Below are 16,860 nucleotides of genomic sequence, written 5' to 3' on the forward strand. Positions count from 1 at the left end.
GCTTAAGCCTCTTCTTTCTGGGTATCGGTGTCATCAGCGAATCGTGCCGCAATTGCTTCACCATGGGCGGGCAAGTCTTCTGCAGTGGCGAAGGCAATGACATTCTGAGCTACCTCGCCGAGTGCCGCGCGGTCGTACTCGATGAGGTTGACCGGCCGTAGGAAGGTGTGCGTCGACAGCCCGGCGCTAAACCGCGCGGTTCCCGAGGTAGGCAAAACGTGGTTGGAGCCGGCGGAGTAATCACCGAGCGGTACGGGCGAGTATTCACCAACGAAGATCGCGCCGGCGTGGCGGATACGCTCCGCAACTGCCCGGGCATTCTTTGTGTGTACCTCCAAGTGCTCAGCGGCATAGGCGTCCGCGACAGCGATACCTGTCTCGAGGTCGTCGACCAGGACGATGCCGGACTGTTCTCCGCGCAATGCCTCAGCTGCGCGCTCGGCGTTGGCTGTGGCGGTATAGCGCTGAGCTACCTCCGCATTCACCGCAGCGGCAAAGTCCTCAGAATCGGTGATGAGCACGGAGGCAGCCATGGGATCGTGCTCCGCCTGGGAAATGAGGTCATAGGCCACGTAGACGGGGTTAGCGGTCTCATCGGCCAGGATGGCGATCTCGGTAGGACCAGCTTCTGCATCAATGCCCACCACTCCCTGCACCGCGCGCTTAGCGGCAGCAACAAAGACGTTGCCGGGGCCGGTGATGATATCGACAGGCTCCAGAGCTTCTTCACCCGTGGCGGGTTCATCATCGCCGTAGGCCAGAAGCGCGATGGCTTGCCCGCCGCCGACGGCCCAGACATCATCCACGCCCAGCATGTGGCACGTGGCGAGCACCGTCGGGTGTGGCAGCCCACCGAATTCCTTCTGCGGCGGAGAAGCCACGACCATCGCCGCAGCGCCCGCTTCTTGGGCGGGGACGGCATTCATAATGACTGAAGACGGATACACTGCCTTGCCGCCCGGGACGTAGAGCCCTACCCGCTCGATGGGCTGGAAGACCTCGGTGACCGTCGCGCCTGGCGCCAGTGTCGTCGTGTGCGAAGCCGGCTTCTGATCAGCGTGAACGGCGCGCACGCGCGCGATAGATTCTTCGATGGCTGCTCGCACACTCGGGTCCAGTTCCTCGGCAGCCTTCTTCATCTCCTCCTTAGATACTCGCACTGCGGCGGGGCGGACTCCGTCGAATTTTTCGCCGAAATCGAGGGCCGCCGCCGCACCACCCTCGCGGACTTTCTCCACCATGGAGATGACGGTGCCCATCACTGAGGACACGTCCGTTCCCCCTCGCGGCAGGACTCGGCGCAGCCGGGAGGTGGTGAGTTCCTCTCCACGCAGGTCGATGGTTCGTAGCATGCTCAGACCCCTTTTATAATATGCAGCGGTTTCTATACCTTCCCATTACTATACCTGGACCGAAAAGCCAGCGAGCTGGCAGGTAGGGGTTATAGAATGTGCCACTAGTAACACATTCCGGGACCCCGAATCGGTGAAGGGAGGCGGCGAGATGAGCAACGGCGCCGATGGCCTGGACAGCCAGCCTCCTTCCAACCTGCTTGCCCGCGTCGAAAACCTCGCACACCGCGAAAGCCTCGATTGCATTCGGGTCACCGCACACGAGCTCCTCTTCCCTCACCCACCGCTTGGGGAAACCCGCGCTTTCATGGACACCGAGGGCGAACCAATCCTGCGTTTCTACACCACCCATCACGGCGTTCTAGGTTTCGGCGACATTCCTGCTCTCAGTGAATTCGTCAATGACTGGAACCATGACTGCCTCTCGCCACACCTCATCCTCAACTATTCGGCACCTACCGCGGTAGAGGTGTGGGGGCATTCCTTCCTCGTGGTTCACCAGAAACCTACAACATCCCAGCTTTCCGCTTCGGTTCTGCCAGCACTCCACAACGCCGCGGCCTGCCTCGAAGAATTGGCCGATCACTTCCCCGTTCTCACGCTTCCCCGCCCAACGGCTCCGGAAGAAGAAACAGAACTCGACGGCCCCGTCGCCGACGTCGACACCGCTCGGCTCGGGGAACTCTTGCCGGCCCTCGGAATTACACGCTTCCAGGCGGATGCTGACGAGGCCGTCTATACCTGGATCAATGATGTCCTCTTTGCTTTCGCCATCGATTCCGGCCCCAGCCTCATCATCAAAGGCCATTGGGATCCCAACCTCGCGGGCAGCGAGTTCTCCAAAATCTTCCTCATTTGCAATGACTGGAACCGGACCAATCACTCAGCCTCCGCCTTCTGCCACTCAAACATTGATGGGTTGCAGGTACGCATCGATTACGCGGTTATGACGGGTGCCGGGCTTTCCGACGCCCAATTGATCACCGCCCTCGGCCGCGGCATCAAACATGTACTCCACGGCATCGATGACATCTCACGGGAGGCGGTAGGCTCCTCCCCCGTCGCGTGGCCCTAGCGCGCCGTCGACCGGCACCTCATTTCCTTCCGAATCCCTCTCGCTCACAGCATCGCAAGGCGAATCGATGAATAGCGCGGACCAGTAGGCAAACATGGCCATAAACGGCCCTACCAGCCAGGCACTACCCGGCGAGAATTTCGGCACAAACTCTACATACTCTCCGGGATTCTCGGGAATATTAGTGGCGGTGGCTCCACCGAAGACATAAAAGGATGCCGCGCCAGCCAGAGCAGCCAGAGCCACCCACAGCAGTACGCCGACGCCACGGTAGCGCTCACCTCGCATGTAGGCAGTAGCCCCCAGGGCCGCGCTGAGAACTCCGGTGATCAGTACGAAGGTGATATAGGAATCAAATTGCACGTCGGCAACGTTGCTCAAGGCGTAGCCGCCATCATCAACCCGGTGCCCCTTGAGAGCTGGACGCCACAGTCCCCACGCGGCGCCGGCTGCAGAGAATCCAAAGAGTGCTAACGCGAGCAACCCCGCGCCGAATCCAATGGCGCGGGGTATGCGAAGGCTAGGAGCACGCAGTCCAGGCACGATACTCTCTAGCCGCAGAAGGTCCAGTTACCGTTCTCACGCTTGAAGCGCATGGTGGAGCTATCCATGCCCTGGCTGGTGTTAACGTTCACAGTCGCGGAAGCATCGTCACCGTTAACCACAACATCGTTGATGGACTCAACACCGGTCTTGGACCAGTCAAAACCATCCATCTGGGAGGTATCCTGGCCCGCTGCCGCCATCATGTCCTTGAGCTGGTTCATCGGAACATCCGGAACCTGGTTGTAATCAACCTGATCGAGGCCGGAGTTCGGATCGTTGCGGATAGCCGCGCAGGTGTGCTCCGGGAGGTACTTCACAAAGGAACGCATGGTCTGCTGCTCATACATACCGCGTACTAGGGTGTTAATACCGTCGATATCCTCCTGGCTGGCAGCTTCACCCTGAACCGGTTCGACCTTGGGCATGTTCTGGAAAGGATCAGCGCCTTCTTCGAAGGGGTTGGCCAGAGTCTGGTTAGCAGCCTCGGGGTTCTCTCCCTCCGGCTTGGCAGCTTCGTCCTTATTCTCTTCGCCGTCCTTCTTGTCCTCCCCCTCCTTCTTCTCCTCAGAAGTCTTCTCTTCCGTCTTCTTCTCAGACGTCTTTTCCTTAGACTTCGTAGTCGTGGTGGTCTTTGCCGCAGAGGACGCAGTGTCACCTGCATTCTCATCATCGGAACCACAAGCAGCCAAGGAAAGCGGCGCAACGAGTGCAACAGCAATGAGGGACTTCTTGGCAGGTGTCAGAAAAGACAAGGGATACTCCTAAATATATAGAGAGCGATAGGTTAAACCACGCTGGGCGCGGTGTTTGCTCTGTTTGCTCTTGGGCAACTCACATAACCTTAACAAGCGCTGTTTGAAGAATTCATATTCTACACCTTGAAGCTTCCTGTGAGCCTCACGAGGGTTTTCTCTTGCCGCGTAGAGTTGGTCGTGTGCACCTTTCTCGCGACGCTATCGTTTCCACCGCCCTTGAGCTTTTGACCCAATACGGCCTTGCTGATGTCACTATGCGCCGAGTCGCCACCAACCTCGGAGTCGCACCCGGCGCGCTGTACTGGCACGTGGCCAACAAACAATCACTGATCGCCGCCATGACCGCAGAAATACTCGCTCCCGTCACCGGGGAAAGCACGGCGGAGCTGGTCAGCTCGCTGCACAATGAGCTGCAACGCTGGCGCGATGGAGCTGAAGTGGCCATCGCCGGAGCATCCTTCCCTGAGTCCTCAGCGAGCGCTGACGTGGAAAAGCTATTCACCAAGGCACTGCAGAAGGAGGCACCCGATGCCTCGCCGGAGGATAGAGCCGTCGCCGCCCGCACTCTGATCCACTACACGCTGGGCGCTACTTTCATGGAGCAATCCCGCGAACAGCTCAGTGGGGCAACTCCAGGCGGGACGTCGCCAAGCACAGCGTCTACAGCTTCCGAGACCACGCCGGTGGACGCCACCTCGGTGCGCGCAGCGGAGCTGATGGTCGCCGGCTTAAGATCACTGCGAAGCGATCACATGCATCAGAATTGACTAAGCTAAGCCTCATGACTGAGACCCGTGCTGACCTAACGCCATCTCGCCAGGTGTGGCCTGGTTCCCCCTCCCCGCTCGGCTCCACCTATGATGGAGCCGGTACTAATTTTGCTATCTTTTCCGAAATCGCCGAGAAGGTTGAGCTCTGCCTCATTGACCAGGACGGTAACGAAGAACGCATCGAATTAACTGAGATCACCGCACACGTCTGGCACGCCTACCTCCCGAACGTCAGCCCCGGGCAGCGCTATGGATACCGCATCCACGGCCCTTATGAGCCAGAAAATGGTCTGCGCTGCGATCCCTCAAAACTTCTTGTCGATCCTTATGCTCGCGCCTTCGACGGCGACTTTGACGGGGATCCCTCGCTGTACTCCTACGATATCTTCGCAGAGGAACCCGGCAGCGGCCGCAACCAGGATGACTCCTTGGGCCACACCATGCTCTCGGTGGTCATCAACCCGTTCTTCGAGTGGCACGGCGACAACCGCCCGCACACCCCGGATAACGAAACAATTATCTACGAAGCCCACGTCAAGGGCATGACAATGACACACCCGGATGTGCCGGAGGAGCTGCGCGGCACCTACGCCGGTATGGCACACCCAGCGATCATTAACTACTTCAAGGACTTGGGAGTGACGGCCGTCGAGCTGCTGCCGGTTCACCAGTTCTTACAGGATGATCGCCTGCGCCAGCTGGGCCTGCGCAACTACTGGGGTTATAACACCTTCGGGTTCTTCGCCCCGCATGCTGACTATGCCTACGCCAAGAAGCCTGGCGAGGTGGTCGCTGAGTTCAAGGCCATGGTTCGTGCCTTCCATGAGGCCGGAATCGAGATCATCCTCGATGTGGTCTACAACCACACCGCCGAAGGCAACCACATGGGCCCCACCATCGCCTTCCGCGGCATTGATAACCACGCCTACTACCGCTTGGTTGATGACAACCCCGAGCACTACATGGACTACACCGGTACCGGTAACTCCCTGAATGTCCGTCACCCGCACTCCCTCCAGCTGATTATGGATTCGCTGCGTTACTGGGTGACGGAGATGCGCGTGGATGGCTTCCGGTTCGACCTCGCGTCCACTCTGGCGCGCGAACTCGATGATGTGGATAAGCTCGCCACTTTCTTCGATTTGGTCCAGCAGGACCCGGTGGTCTCCAAGGTCAAGCTCATCGCCGAGCCCTGGGACGTGGGCCATAACGGCTACCAAGTTGGCAACTTCCCGCCCATCTGGAGCGAATGGAACGGCAAGTACCGCGATACCGTCCGTGATTTCTGGCGCGGGGAGCCGGCGACAATGGGTGAGTTTGCCTCACGCCTGACTGGTTCCTCCGATCTCTATGCCAACAACGGCCGCCGCCCCACCGCGTCTATCAACTTCATCACCGCGCACGATGGCTTTACGCTTCGTGATTTGGTGTCCTATAACGAAAAGCACAATTCCGAGAACGGTGAAGACAATCGCGACGGTGAGTCCCACAACCGCTCGTGGAACCATGGCGTGGAAGGGCCGACTGACGACGAAGAGATTAAAAAGCTCCGGCGCCGCCAGGTCCGCAATTTCCTCACTACCCTCCTGCTATCCCAGGGCACCCCGATGCTGTGCCATGGTGATGAGCTGGGCCGCACCCAAGACGGCAATAACAACGTGTATTGCCAGGACAACGAGATTTCCTGGATCGATTGGTCGATGTTGGAGCAGGAAAAGAACGTCGCCATGCACGGCTTTACCAAGCGCCTGATCAACATCCGCAAGAACCACCCGGTGTTCCGCCGCCAGCGTTTCTTGGCTGGTGGCCCCTTTGGCTCTGAGGTGAAAGATCGCGATATTGCCTGGCTCGTGCCCTCCGGCAAACTCATGACCCCGCAGGACTGGGATTTTGAGTTCGGCAAGGCCCTCATGGTCTATCTCAACGGTAACGCGATTACGGAAACCACTGCCCGCGGTGAACGCATTACGGATGATTCCTTCATCATGATTTTCAACGCTCACCACGAAGACATCGAGTTCACGCTGCCCAAGAAGGACCTGGGTGCTAGTTGGAGGCTCATCGTCGACACCTCTGATTCTGGTGGCTATCCGGACGAGGAGAAGCTCATCGCAGCCGAAGGTTCCATCGTGGTACAGCCGCGCACAACGCTGATCCTGCGCCAGACTGAGCCCCCAGTTTTCGACGACAGCGGTGACTCTGCGCAATCCGCTGCCACGGCAAAAGAAAGCGATAGATAGACTGCACTCCACCGTCTGCTGTCCACCATTAACCCCGTCCTTGAAAGGAAACCGTGTCCTATACCGCCCACGGTGCTGTCATTGATGTCACCACCGATGCACTCACCGTCCAACGCTCCCAGCTAGCCGCTTCCCTTGGCGCCCCAGCCCGCGAGGCTCTCTCCTTAGCTGATGCCACGGGCGTGGAGTGCACGGAACCAACGGAGACAGGATTTGGGCAGGTCATAGTGCGCGGCACGAGCGATTCTGCAGGGACCGTTGGGGACACGATCATCCGCTTCGCCCCCGGCCAAGACGCGGCCGCATTCGCCCGCGCGGTTGAGGCAGCGCTGCGCGGCGAAGCACCGGCTGCCAGCAGTGGTGTGCAGGGGCTCAACTTCACCGCCGTCGATGTGGAAACCGCCAACGATAACTGGGGCTCGGTCTGCCAGATCGGTGCGGTCCGCTTCCGCGATGGCGAAGAGACCGAGTCCCGCACGTGGCTGTGCACTCCCCCACCGGGGCTCGAGCACTTCGACGAGGTCAACATCAGCATCCATGGCATCACAGCGGAGGACGTCGCTGATACTTTACCTTTCGCTGATGCCGCCGCCGAGCTCTTCGAGTTCCTCGGCACAGACACGCTAGTAGCCCACAACGCGCAATTCGATTCCACGGCCCTGCGCAGTGGCCTCAAGAAGGCCGACGCGCCGGTGCCAGAACTTCGCTTAGCGTGTTCCCTGGCACTGGCCCGCGACGCCTCCCGTGCAGGCGTCATCGACGTGGCCAACCATAAACTTCCCACCGTTGCCTCCTACCTCGGTGCCGAGGATTTCCGCCATCACGAGGCCACAGCCGACGCCCGCGCGGCGGGCGAGATTGTCAGTGCCCTAGCGCAGCGCTTTGGTCACTCCGGAAGCATTGAAGACTTGTTCACCACCCGTGATTTTGCGCTGGGCACGTTGAGCGAGGACTCCGTCATCCCGGTCCTGCGCGCCAACACCGCTCCCCTCTCCGCTGCCGACTTGGGCGCTGGTACGGATTTCCGCGACAAGACACGCATGGCGGGTACAGCCTCGGGCTCGAAGAAGAAGGGCTCCGCCGCTAAGGAGCGCCGTGGTGCAGCCCCGTGGCAATCCGTATCCACTCCGGACACCATCCCGGATCCCAATCCTGATGCGGATCCGGAAGGCGCGCTATTTGCTCAGAATGTCACTCTCACCGGTGACTTCGAGCCTTTCGACAAAGGCCTTTTGTGGTCCAAGATTGCTGAACGCGGCGGCCAGGTGGGCAAGAATGTCACGAAGAAGACCACCATCCTGGTTGTGGGCCAGTGGGCTACCAAGACCTCTAAAGAAAAACGCGCTGAGGAGCTGCAAGGCAAAGGCCAGGACATCGCGATCTGGCAGACGGACAAGCTGTTAGAGGAGCTGCAGCTTGATGAGGCTCCGCCGTTCTAACCTGCGTAGCTCTTGAGCACGGAGGCGCTAGAACATCAAGGCTCTAGCGCGTGGTGGGTTTTCTACGAACTAGTGGGAACCTGTGGGCATAAACCCCAGTCCAATAAGGGCAAGGAATCTGCACTTGCCTACCTTTCGGAGTAAATCCACCATGACCATCGCGCTGCCCACCTCCCTCCGCATCGACCACCTGCTCCCCTCGCTCTGCCCGAGCGAGGAGCTCAACGGAATCAAGCTCTGTGATGATGGCTTCGGTGATTCACCTGCTAGCCTCCAGCTATCGCGGACGCTATCGATGTCCTTGGTCCACGGCACAGGCACCGAAGCCAAGCGCGTGAGCCAGCGCGCTGTGGACGATATGGGTTTGACCGTGCGCCAAGCTTGGGATGCTGCCGCGCTGAATCTGCAACGCCGCGCACTGACGCAGCAGGGGCTGCGCTTCTTTACCCGGCCTGCCGAACTCGGACTGGGTAGAACGGAAAAGGGCCTAGAGGTGCGGGTGCATCGCTGCGCTGTCTCGTCGTGGTTGGCTCACCCGCAGGCCTTCGTTATCCTGGACAATCATTTGCAGCGGCTTAGCCAGGCTCGGAGTATTACCTACCTCGTGCCTGATGCGCACACTCTCTACGCGCTGCTCAACATTTCCCCGCAGCGCGCCACGGAACTGGCCTACCGCGCGGCCGAATTGCGCCCGCGCCATCGACCACCGCTGAGCTTGCAACCACTAGTATTAGCTAACGGCTTTCCATTGGAGGTGTAGACACACCTCCATACTTCCTCCGCCGTGGCCGAAAGGAGTCACGTTCTTAAGATGGCTGAATCATCCATGTCCCGCCTGAGCAACCAGTACCATTCCTGGGTACACGCGCATCCTACCGCGGCGCAGGATTTCCGCGATGCCATCGAGGACTTGCTTAACGACGCCGGCATTATCTTTGACCGCGTAGCGACCCGCGTGAAGCTGTGGCCTTCTCTCAAGGCGAAAGCGAAGAAGCGCCGCGACAACGGCGAGCTGATGTACCCGAAGCCGTGGGAAGATATCCACGATGTTTTGGGGGTGCGAATTACCGTCTTCCACTCCACGGTTATCCCGGAAGCTCTAGAGGTTTTGGGAGAAACCTTTACCGTGCTGCGCTCGGTGGACAAGGCGGCGGAAACGCGGATTTCTGGTGGTTTTGGTTATGGCTCGCACCATTTGGTGCTGACGGTGTCCGAGGACAGCGCCGCCACGCTGGAGGAACTTGAGCCTTATATCGGCTGGACCTTCGAGATTCAAATCCGCACCGTGCTACAACACGCTTGGGCGGAATTTGAGCACGATATCCGGTACAAGCAGGGCCCGAACCCGCCTTCCCCGCAGGTGGATCGCCTCTTCACACTGGCTGCGGGCCTGATTGAGCTGGCGGACCAGCAATTCGATGAAATCGCCGCACTCAAAGCCCCCAGTTCTGAGGCAGGCGATGACGTGGAAATTACAGCCGAGACCCTCCCTGGTGTCCTCGCCATTATTCTGGGCAGCCGCTTCCCTCGTTCACGCTCGGAGCATTATCGCTTCCTTGCCGAGTTGCTCGACAACAACGGCATCACACGCTTGAGCCAGCTCAAGCAGCTGCTCGACGATGACGCCATCGCCCACGTACACGATGCCATGCGCTACCGCTTCCGCCCGGGCCAGGTCAGGCTTATCGACGACTTGCTGCTCAACAAATTCGGTGCCCAGCACATCGAAGCCACGGCCGAAGCCGGTGACCGCAAAGACCGCAAGCGCCGCTTGAATGCTCGGCTGAAGGCCTTAAAGAACTTCCGAAATAATTAGCGGAATCCACCGCGGAATTTCTCCATCTGCCGGCGCTCCTTCTTCGTCGGGCGGCCAGCACCGCGCGGGCGGACCGGGACGGAGGGCATAAATTCCTTCGGCGGTGGCGGCGGGGCGTGGTCGATGTAGCAAGTGCGCGCAATCGGGGCGCCGACGCGCTTGGACACGGTGGCGAGCACCTCAAGGTCATGCTCGTGGTGGTTGCGCCACACGCGCACGCGGTCGCCAGGAACGACCTGCTGCGCGGGCTTAGTGGCGTTGCCGTTGAGTTTGACGTGCCCGGCGCGCACCGCCGTGGCGGCCTCCGAGCGGGTCTTGAACATGCGCACGGACCAAACCCAAGCATCAATGCGTACGGGCCGCCCGTCGGGCTGATTCACCATGGGCTTTTATAGGTTGTGGTTCTCGTTCACGATCTTCTGGATTTTGACCCAGTTGTACGCGCCACCCACCACGGCCACGATGAGACCAATCGCCATCCAGGTCCAGAATCCGGTGAGTGCCCAGCCTAGGAGGACACCGCCGGCGACGCCGCCCACGACGCAGATAGCGCCGTTGCGTGCGTGGGTGCGCACGGCTTGCTTGCGTTGCTCAATGGGGTTGTTGGGGCGTCGCTGCATAGTCATGGGGCTTATTCTACATGGCCAAAAACTCGCGGCCTTCTCGCGGCCTTAAAGCTCCACCCAGGCAGTTCCAGCTTCCTTCGGCTCTACCCCACCCTGGGTCAGCGCGGCGAGCGTCGCCGCAAGCTCCTCCTCACCGCCGGGTTCCACAGACACGGTGAAAGTCACCGCTTGGGCGTAGGCGGTATCCACCATGTCCACACCCCGGTTGCGTAGCTCTGCCTCTAAGCGACCGGCGTCCGCGTGGGAAACCTCGACGGTATAGAGCTCGCGTAGGGCACGCGTGACGGGCTCAACCTGCTCCATCGTCTCGCTGACGGCACCGCCATAGGCGTGAACGAGCCCGCCCGCGCCCAGCTTGATACCGCCAAAGTATCGCACGACCACCGCGCAGATATCGAGCAGTCCGGAGCCCTTCAAAACATCGAGCATGGGCTTGCCCGCCGTGCCGGAGGGCTCGCCATCATCGGAGGAGCGCTCCACTGGATTCGAGCCGTCCACGTGGTAGATATAGGCCGAGCAGTGGTGGCGGGCGTCGGGGAAGCGGTCGCGGGCGGCGTCGATAAGCGCGCGTGCTTCCTCTTCCGTCGTGGCGCGGCCGATAAGGGTGATAAACCGCGAACGCTTGATCTCAATCTCGTGCTCGACAATCTCACCGGCGACGGGACGCTGATAGCTCTCCAGCATTATGCGACAAGAAAATCGTACTCGGGGGTACCTGGCTTTAGTTGCTGGCAATTAAGCTTCGACGCCTCCATGCGCTCCAGCAGTCCGTCGATACCTGCGGCACTCCCCAGCTCGATACCTACCAGCGCAGCACCGGTCTCACGGTTATTGCGCTTGAGGTACTCGAACAGCGTGATGTCATCCTCTGGACCAAGAACATCCTGCAGGAAGTGGCGCAACTGGCCGGGCTCCTGCGGGAAATTCACCAGGAAGTAGTGCTTGAGTCCACGGTGCACCAGGGAGCGCTCCATGATTTCGGCATAGCGCAGCACGTCATTGTTGCCGCCGGAAATCACGCACACCACCGTTGAGCCTGGCTGCAGGTTGAGCGTGCGCAGGCCGGTCACGCTCAGCGCGCCGGCGGGTTCGGCGATAATGCCCTCGTTTTGGTACAGCGCCAACTGTTCCGTGCACACGGCGCCTTCGGAGACGGTGTCATGGTGCAGGCGGCCCTGGTTGGCTTCCAAGATCTGGAAGGGCAGCTCACCAATGCGCTTGACGGCGGCACCGTCGACGAAGGGATCAACGGTCTCCAGGGTCACCGGCTCACCAGCAGCGAACGCTGCGCTGAGCGACGCCGCCCCGGCCGGCTCAATGCCCACCACCGCCGTGCGCGGGGCCATGTCAGCGAGGTAGGAGGTGATGCCGGAGATCAGGCCGCCACCGCCCACGGGGACCACCACGGTATCGAGGGATTTACCGATCGAAGACAGCTGGGAGACGATTTCCGCAGCCACAGTTCCCTGGCCGGTGACGGTATCGCGCGAATCGAAAGGCTCGATGAAGAAGGCGCCGCGCTCCGCTGCATCCGCGTGCGCGGCAGCTGCTGCCTCATCGAAATTGGCGCCGGTGACAACGAGTTCCACGAGGTCGCCGCCGTGGACCAAGATGCGGTCGCGTTTTTGTTTCGGGGTCGGTTCCGGCACGTAGATTTTGCCGTGGATTCCCATGGTGCGGCAGGCATAAGCCACTCCTTGGGCGTGGTTTCCCGCCGACGCCGTGACGATGCCATGTGTCCGCTGCTCTTCGCTAAGGTTTGACATGCCGTAGATAGCCCCGCGGATCTTGTAGGAGCGCACGTCTTGCAGGTCCTCGCGCTTTAAGTACACCTCATAGCCGGTTTCCTGGGACAGTCGCGGGCAGTATTGCAGCGGAGTCGGGGCAATCTCCGAGCTAATTCGCGATTGGGCCAGTTGAATATCAGAGGCGTGGATTGGCTCGAAGTCTTGCGGGGTGCTTGTCATGGTGGCTCATTTTAGCGCCCCACTATTCTTTCGTCGCACATTACCTAGCATTCGACCGATTCACTGAACGTTTACCTAGATCTCGCTTGGCCGCAACGCTCTGTTCCCCGAAAGTGTCATGAGCGGCACGTACGGTGATGCGGAATCTTTTTCGTCTCGCTTCAAGGAGTCTTTCTCAATGTCTCGCTCTATCTCGCGCCGCTCTCTCGCACTCTGCGTGGCGACCGCAACCAGCCTCAGCGTGGCCGCACCGGCCTCCTCGGCCGCCATTGTGAACAACGTCATCGAGCACTCGGCGGCAGACGCCAGTCTCAAGCTCACCCCGGTTGGCACCTATGAGTCCGGGGTATACGCGGAGTCGGCTGCGGAGATCGTGGCCTTCCACCCGGACTCCAAGCGCATCCTTACGGTCAATGCGCACGCGGGTCAGATTGATGTTCTCGACGCTTCTGCCCCAGCCAACCCCACCTTGATCGGCTCTATTTCTGCTGGTGAAGGCAAGGAAATCAACTCCGTAGCGGTGCGCCCCGACGGCCTAGCGGTGGCCGCCGTCCAACAGGCGGACAAGACTGAGGACGGCGAAGCACTGTTCTTCAACGCCGCGGCCGCGGACCTGGATACCGCCGAAGTGGGCCGCGTGATGGTGGGTGCATTGCCGGATAACGTCCACCTCACCGCAGATGGCGGCTACGCGCTGCTGGCCAACGAAGGCGAACCATCCAATGAGCTCAACGCCGAGGGCACCGACTACGTGACGGACCCGGAAGGATCCGTCTCCGTTATCAAGCTTCCGGAGGCTGTTGAGGCACCAACGCAGGCGGATGCCCGCATCGCTGGATTCACGGCTTTCGACGACCAGCCTCTGCCAGAGGGCGTGCGAGTCTTCGGCCCCTCCGGCCATGATTCTAAGCCGTCCATCGACTTTGAGCCGGAGTACATCACCTCCCAGGATGGCAAGGCTTTCGTGTCGCTGCAGGAGGCCAACGCCATCGGCGTCATCGATATTGAATCCGCCACGGTGGAGAACATCCTGCCCGCCCACATCGCGGATCACTCGCAGGTCCCGCTGGACCCCTCGAACAAGGATGACGCGGCCGAGCTGCGCACGCTCCCGGTCAAGGGCCTGTCCATGCCAGATTCCATCGGCGCCTTCACCGCTGATGGCCAGACCTACTTTGCCACTGCGAACGAAGGCGATGCCCGCGAGTGGGGTGTGAAGGAAAAGGACGGTGGCTCCGGCGTCTACACCGATGAAGTGGAACTCAAGGATCTGGTTGAGGATGGCAAGGTATGTGAGGGCGCGCTGGGCGACGTCAACGTCGAGGAACTCGCCGACAAAAAGCACGCTGGCAACCTGAAGCTGAGCAACGCCTCCGGCTGGAACGAAGAAAAGGGCTGTTTCGATGAGCTTTATGCCTACGGTTCTCGTTCCTTCAGCATCTACAACTCAGAGGGCAACGTTGTCTTCGATTCCGGCGCCGAGTTCGAAAAGATCACCGCTGAGCTCAACGAGCCGGGTATCTTCCACCACAACGCCGATAACGAAGAGGCAGAGTTCGACGATCGCTCTGATAACAAGGGCCCAGAACCAGAGGCCCTGACCATCGGCACCGTTGGGGAGCGTACTTATGCCTTCATTGGCGCCGAGCGCGTTGGCGGCATTTTCGTCTACGACGTCACCGACCCCGCCACCGCTTCCTTCGTCACCTATGTCAACAACCGCGACTTCTCCACTGATGAGTTCGCTGCTGCCGGCGACTTGGGCCCGGAGGGCTTTGCCTTCGTCGACAAGGCAGACTCCCCTAACGGTGAGCACCTGCTCATCGTAGGCAACGAGGTTTCCGGAACCACCACCGTCTACAACGTTGAGGACCTGCTCAATGCCGACGAGGACAACCAAGACGATGCCGACGACCACGATAACGAAGACAAGAGCAGCCAGAGTTCCCACTCCTCCACCGCGACCATCGCCGTCGGGTCTCTCATCGGAGTCATCGCCGCTGTCGCTGCCGCGGTAGGCCTGCTGAACGCCCCGGGTGTCCGCGAAACGGTTCTCAGCTTTGCTCCAGCACCGCTGAGCGAGCAGCTGGAGAAGTTCCTATAAAACCTATCTTCGCTAAGGGGAGGGCTGCTACATTGAAGTGGGTTTGAGACAACCCTCCCCCTTTTTTTCTCGTACTTCCTTTCGCACCCTTCCCAAGGAGAACCCCTGATTATGCGCCTTTCCACCTCACTAATCGCAGTGTGTGCCACGACGATGGCATTGGTCACCCCGCTGGCCTCAGCCGCCGAATCAGCTGAGAGCAGCCAGTCCTCCTCGTCCTCCCTGAGCCAAAGCTCCACGGGCGGAAGCTCCGAGGGTCCAAACGGTGGAAGCTCGATGAACGTCGGGCGCATCGACACCTCTGATCTTTCCGAGGAGTGTGCGAACCAGGTACGCAAGGCGCAAGAGGAGCACGAAAAGGCGGTGGCTGATGGCACCGCGGGTTCTTCCTTCATGGGTCCGCAGGAGCTCGGGCTCGGCATCCTTAACGGTTATGGTTCCTCCGGCATGCCCGCAGAACCAGATTGCGTCCAGGCAGAAAAGGACGCGGCGCTGGAGAAGGAATGGGACGAGATGCCCGACTGGGTGCAGTCTGCGCGCCCCAATGACACGGCCGAGGAGGTCTTTGCCTGGGTCGGCGGCACGATCGCGCTGGTCGCCGTCGCGATTAATGCGTTGACCGTGGTCGCGCAATTCGACCCATCCGTCCTCGACGGCCTGCGTGCGTTCCTGAAGAGCCAGGGCTTCTACTGGGATAACTCCCAGAAGAAGGAAGACGAGAAGGCGGCTGCGAAATAGCCGCTGCCCCAACGAAAAGAAACGCGCGAACCTATACGGTTCGCGCGTTGTTGTTAGGGTTCGCGCGTTGTTGTTAGGGTTCGCGCGTGGTATTCAGCTGCTGGCTGAGGGGGAGCTACTCCTTGCTTAGAACAGCTCCTCGGTAGCAATCTGGGCACCTTCCACGAGGGACTCCAGCTTGGCCCACGCAATCTGGCGGTGCAAACGGCCGCCGAGGCCGCAGTCCGTCGATGCAATCACGTTTTCCGGGCCCACCAGTTCAGCAAACTGGATGATGCGGTCCGCCACCAAGCGCGGATGCTCCACAGCATTCGTGGAGTGCGAAACCACACCCGGGTAGATCACAGTGCCCTCCGGCAGCTTGTGGTCCTTCCACACGCGCCACTCGTGCGCATGACGCGGCGAGGCGCCCTCGAAGGAGAAGCCGCCGACCTTGGCTTGCAAGATCTCCTCAATGATGTCCTCGAAAGGAATATCCGTCACGTGCGGGCCATGCCAGGAGCCCCAGCAGATGTGCAGGCGGGTCTGCTCACGCGGGATATCCTTGATGGACTCGTTGAGAATCTCAATGCGCTCGCGCAAGAAGGCCTGGAAATCCTCGACCGTCGGCTCCGGAACCACCGAGTCCCAGGCTTCGGCCAGGTCTGGGGCGTCGAATTGCACCGTCAAGCCGGCATCGGTGATGGCCTTGTACTCCACCTTGAGCGCCTCGCCACACGCACGCACGAGATCGGACTCATCCTCGTAGTACTTGTTGGGCAGGCGGGCCGCAGCGCCCGGGGACAGTGCGGCGACGAAGCCTTCGGTGCCTTCGGGGAGGGCATCGGCAAGCAGCTTCACGTCAGCCTCGACCTGCTCCTGACCGATGTAGGTAACCGGACCGGTGAACTCCGGGTTTGCAACCTTCTTGCGGCCGGTAAAGATACCGGAATCCGGATCGTTATAGGCCTCCGCGAACAGGGCGCGGTCGCGGCGATCCTTCATCGAGGAGAGGCGAATCTTGCCCGGTTCGGAGCGGATCTTGTCACCGATCTCCCAGCGGTCTTTGTCCGTCATGGTCAGACCACCCAGGCGGGTAAAGGAGTAGTTCCACCAGGCGCCATAGTCCACAGCGCCAGAGGTGATGTGGCCGTATTCGCCTTCGTTAATGATGTCGATGCCGAGATCAACCTGGCGCTTGACCACGTCAGCGACCGAGCGCTCCAAAATCTCGTGGAACTTCTCGTCCGAGATGGTGCCGGCGGAGCGCTCGAGGTTAGCGTCCAACAGCTCCTGCGTGCGCGGCAACGAGCCGACGTGAGTGGTACGGATCTTATTGACCATGAGGAAACGGTCTCCCTTTCAACTAGACTGTGCTGTCTAGCGTAACCCACGGGCGAAGCACAGCCCGCTTCATTCTGTACTTTTATTCAGCACACGAATGCGGGGTGTC

The 16,860-nt window shown here is 60.4% G+C and carries 16 protein-coding genes; 8 read left to right on the forward strand and 8 right to left on the reverse strand.

Annotation, left to right across the window (positions count from 1 at the left end; all coding sequences use genetic code 11):
• Positions 1 to 2: 2 nt before the first annotated feature.
• The gene (hisD, locus tag QP363_RS00535) at positions 3 to 1,352 is read right to left on the reverse strand and encodes a histidinol dehydrogenase (RefSeq protein WP_284761943.1); all 1,350 of its coding nucleotides are present in this window, start codon (positions 1,350 to 1,352) and stop codon (positions 3 to 5) included.
• 151 nt (positions 1,353 to 1,503) lie between these two features.
• Between hisD and QP363_RS00540 the strand changes: the two genes are divergently transcribed.
• On the forward strand, positions 1,504 to 2,427 hold the full coding sequence (locus QP363_RS00540; RefSeq protein WP_284761944.1) for a YbjN domain-containing protein: 924 nt from the start codon (positions 1,504 to 1,506) through the stop codon (positions 2,425 to 2,427).
• On the opposite strand, the gene QP363_RS00545 is transcribed toward QP363_RS00540, so the two are convergent.
• Positions 2,386 to 2,970: a hypothetical protein gene (locus tag QP363_RS00545; protein WP_236659251.1), complete on the reverse strand. Its 585-nt coding sequence runs from the start codon at positions 2,968 to 2,970 to the stop codon at positions 2,386 to 2,388. The genes QP363_RS00540 and QP363_RS00545 overlap by 42 nt on opposite strands.
• Before the next feature lie 8 nt (positions 2,971 to 2,978).
• Positions 2,979 to 3,725 (reverse strand): hypothetical protein, encoded by a 747-nt coding sequence (locus QP363_RS00550; RefSeq protein WP_070643759.1) that lies wholly within the window; start codon positions 3,723 to 3,725, stop codon positions 2,979 to 2,981.
• 182 nt (positions 3,726 to 3,907) lie between these two features.
• On the opposite strand from QP363_RS00550, the gene QP363_RS00555 reads away from it, so the two are divergent.
• The 5 genes from QP363_RS00555 to QP363_RS00575 all read left to right on the forward strand — a co-directional run bounded on the left by QP363_RS00555 (position 3,908) and on the right by QP363_RS00575 (position 9,993).
• Positions 3,908 to 4,495 carry a TetR family transcriptional regulator gene (locus QP363_RS00555; RefSeq protein WP_070711447.1) on the forward strand — a complete coding sequence of 196 codons (588 nt, stop codon included), beginning with the start codon at positions 3,908 to 3,910 and terminating at the stop codon, positions 4,493 to 4,495.
• Between the two features lie 14 nt (positions 4,496 to 4,509).
• Entirely contained in the window at positions 4,510 to 6,738 is a 2,229-nt protein-coding gene (glgX, locus tag QP363_RS00560) for a glycogen debranching protein GlgX (protein ID WP_284761945.1), read from the forward strand.
• A 53-nt stretch (positions 6,739 to 6,791) separates the two neighbouring features.
• Positions 6,792 to 8,177, forward strand: coding sequence for an exonuclease domain-containing protein (locus QP363_RS00565; RefSeq protein WP_070445385.1), 1,386 nt, complete (start codon positions 6,792 to 6,794; stop codon positions 8,175 to 8,177).
• Between the two features lie 124 nt (positions 8,178 to 8,301).
• Positions 8,302 to 8,937 (forward strand): hypothetical protein, encoded by a 636-nt coding sequence (locus tag QP363_RS00570; RefSeq protein ID WP_236659250.1) that lies wholly within the window; start codon positions 8,302 to 8,304, stop codon positions 8,935 to 8,937.
• Between the two features lie 51 nt (positions 8,938 to 8,988).
• Positions 8,989 to 9,993: a GTP pyrophosphokinase family protein gene (locus QP363_RS00575; protein WP_070445378.1), complete on the forward strand. Its 1,005-nt coding sequence runs from the start codon at positions 8,989 to 8,991 to the stop codon at positions 9,991 to 9,993.
• Here the strand turns inward: QP363_RS00575 and QP363_RS00580 are convergent.
• The 4 genes from QP363_RS00580 to ilvA are packed head-to-tail and all read right to left on the reverse strand — an operon-like array spanning position 9,990 to position 12,586.
• Entirely contained in the window at positions 9,990 to 10,373 is a 384-nt protein-coding gene (locus QP363_RS00580) for an RNA-binding S4 domain-containing protein (RefSeq protein WP_029159000.1), read from the reverse strand. The two genes, QP363_RS00575 and QP363_RS00580, sit on opposite strands and share 4 nt — an antisense overlap.
• A gap of 9 nt (positions 10,374 to 10,382) precedes the next feature.
• On the reverse strand, positions 10,383 to 10,619 hold the full coding sequence (locus QP363_RS00585) for a hypothetical protein (protein WP_070445375.1): 237 nt from the start codon (positions 10,617 to 10,619) through the stop codon (positions 10,383 to 10,385).
• A 45-nt stretch (positions 10,620 to 10,664) separates the two neighbouring features.
• Positions 10,665 to 11,303: a YigZ family protein gene (locus QP363_RS00590; protein WP_070643747.1), complete on the reverse strand. Its 639-nt coding sequence runs from the start codon at positions 11,301 to 11,303 to the stop codon at positions 10,665 to 10,667.
• Complete coding sequence (ilvA, locus tag QP363_RS00595) at positions 11,303 to 12,586, reverse strand: threonine ammonia-lyase IlvA (RefSeq protein WP_070643745.1); 1,284 nt, start codon at positions 12,584 to 12,586, stop codon at positions 11,303 to 11,305. The genes QP363_RS00590 and ilvA overlap by 1 nt, the downstream gene beginning before the upstream one ends.
• Before the next feature lie 178 nt (positions 12,587 to 12,764).
• Here ilvA and QP363_RS00600 point away from each other — a divergent pair, with 178 nt between their 5' ends.
• Both QP363_RS00600 and QP363_RS00605 read left to right on the forward strand, forming a co-directional pair.
• Positions 12,765 to 14,690 (forward strand): choice-of-anchor I family protein, encoded by a 1,926-nt coding sequence (locus QP363_RS00600; protein ID WP_284761946.1) that lies wholly within the window; start codon positions 12,765 to 12,767, stop codon positions 14,688 to 14,690.
• A gap of 111 nt (positions 14,691 to 14,801) precedes the next feature.
• Positions 14,802 to 15,428 (forward strand): hypothetical protein, encoded by a 627-nt coding sequence (locus QP363_RS00605; RefSeq protein ID WP_070445366.1) that lies wholly within the window; start codon positions 14,802 to 14,804, stop codon positions 15,426 to 15,428.
• 126 nt (positions 15,429 to 15,554) lie between these two features.
• On the opposite strand, the gene QP363_RS00610 is transcribed toward QP363_RS00605, so the two are convergent.
• Positions 15,555 to 16,751 carry a cobalamin-independent methionine synthase II family protein gene (locus QP363_RS00610; RefSeq protein WP_070445363.1) on the reverse strand — a complete coding sequence of 399 codons (1,197 nt, stop codon included), beginning with the start codon at positions 16,749 to 16,751 and terminating at the stop codon, positions 15,555 to 15,557.
• Between the last annotated feature and the right edge of the window lie 109 nt (positions 16,752 to 16,860).

The sequence above is a fragment of the Corynebacterium sp. UMB6689 genome (genome assembly GCF_030215295.1).
Lineage (GTDB): Bacteria > Actinomycetota > Actinomycetes > Mycobacteriales > Mycobacteriaceae > Corynebacterium > Corynebacterium aurimucosum.

Coding starts and splice junctions, on each gene's coding strand:
- hisD (WP_284761943.1), bottom strand. CDS start 1,352: ATGCTACGAACCATCGACCTGCGTGGAGAGGAACTCACCACCTCCCGG.
- QP363_RS00540 (WP_284761944.1), top strand. CDS start 1,504: ATGAGCAACGGCGCCGATGGCCTGGACAGCCAGCCTCCTTCCAACCTG.
- glgX (WP_284761945.1), top strand. CDS start 4,510: ATGACTGAGACCCGTGCTGACCTAACGCCATCTCGCCAGGTGTGGCCT.
- QP363_RS00575 (WP_070445378.1), top strand. CDS start 8,989: ATGGCTGAATCATCCATGTCCCGCCTGAGCAACCAGTACCATTCCTGG.
- QP363_RS00585 (WP_070445375.1), bottom strand. CDS start 10,619: ATGACTATGCAGCGACGCCCCAACAACCCCATTGAGCAACGCAAGCAA.
- QP363_RS00590 (WP_070643747.1), bottom strand. CDS start 11,303: ATGCTGGAGAGCTATCAGCGTCCCGTCGCCGGTGAGATTGTCGAGCAC.
- ilvA (WP_070643745.1), bottom strand. CDS start 12,586: ATGACAAGCACCCCGCAAGACTTCGAGCCAATCCACGCCTCTGATATT.
- QP363_RS00600 (WP_284761946.1), top strand. CDS start 12,765: ATGTCTCGCTCTATCTCGCGCCGCTCTCTCGCACTCTGCGTGGCGACC.
- QP363_RS00605 (WP_070445366.1), top strand. CDS start 14,802: ATGCGCCTTTCCACCTCACTAATCGCAGTGTGTGCCACGACGATGGCA.
- QP363_RS00610 (WP_070445363.1), bottom strand. CDS start 16,751: ATGGTCAATAAGATCCGTACCACTCACGTCGGCTCGTTGCCGCGCACG.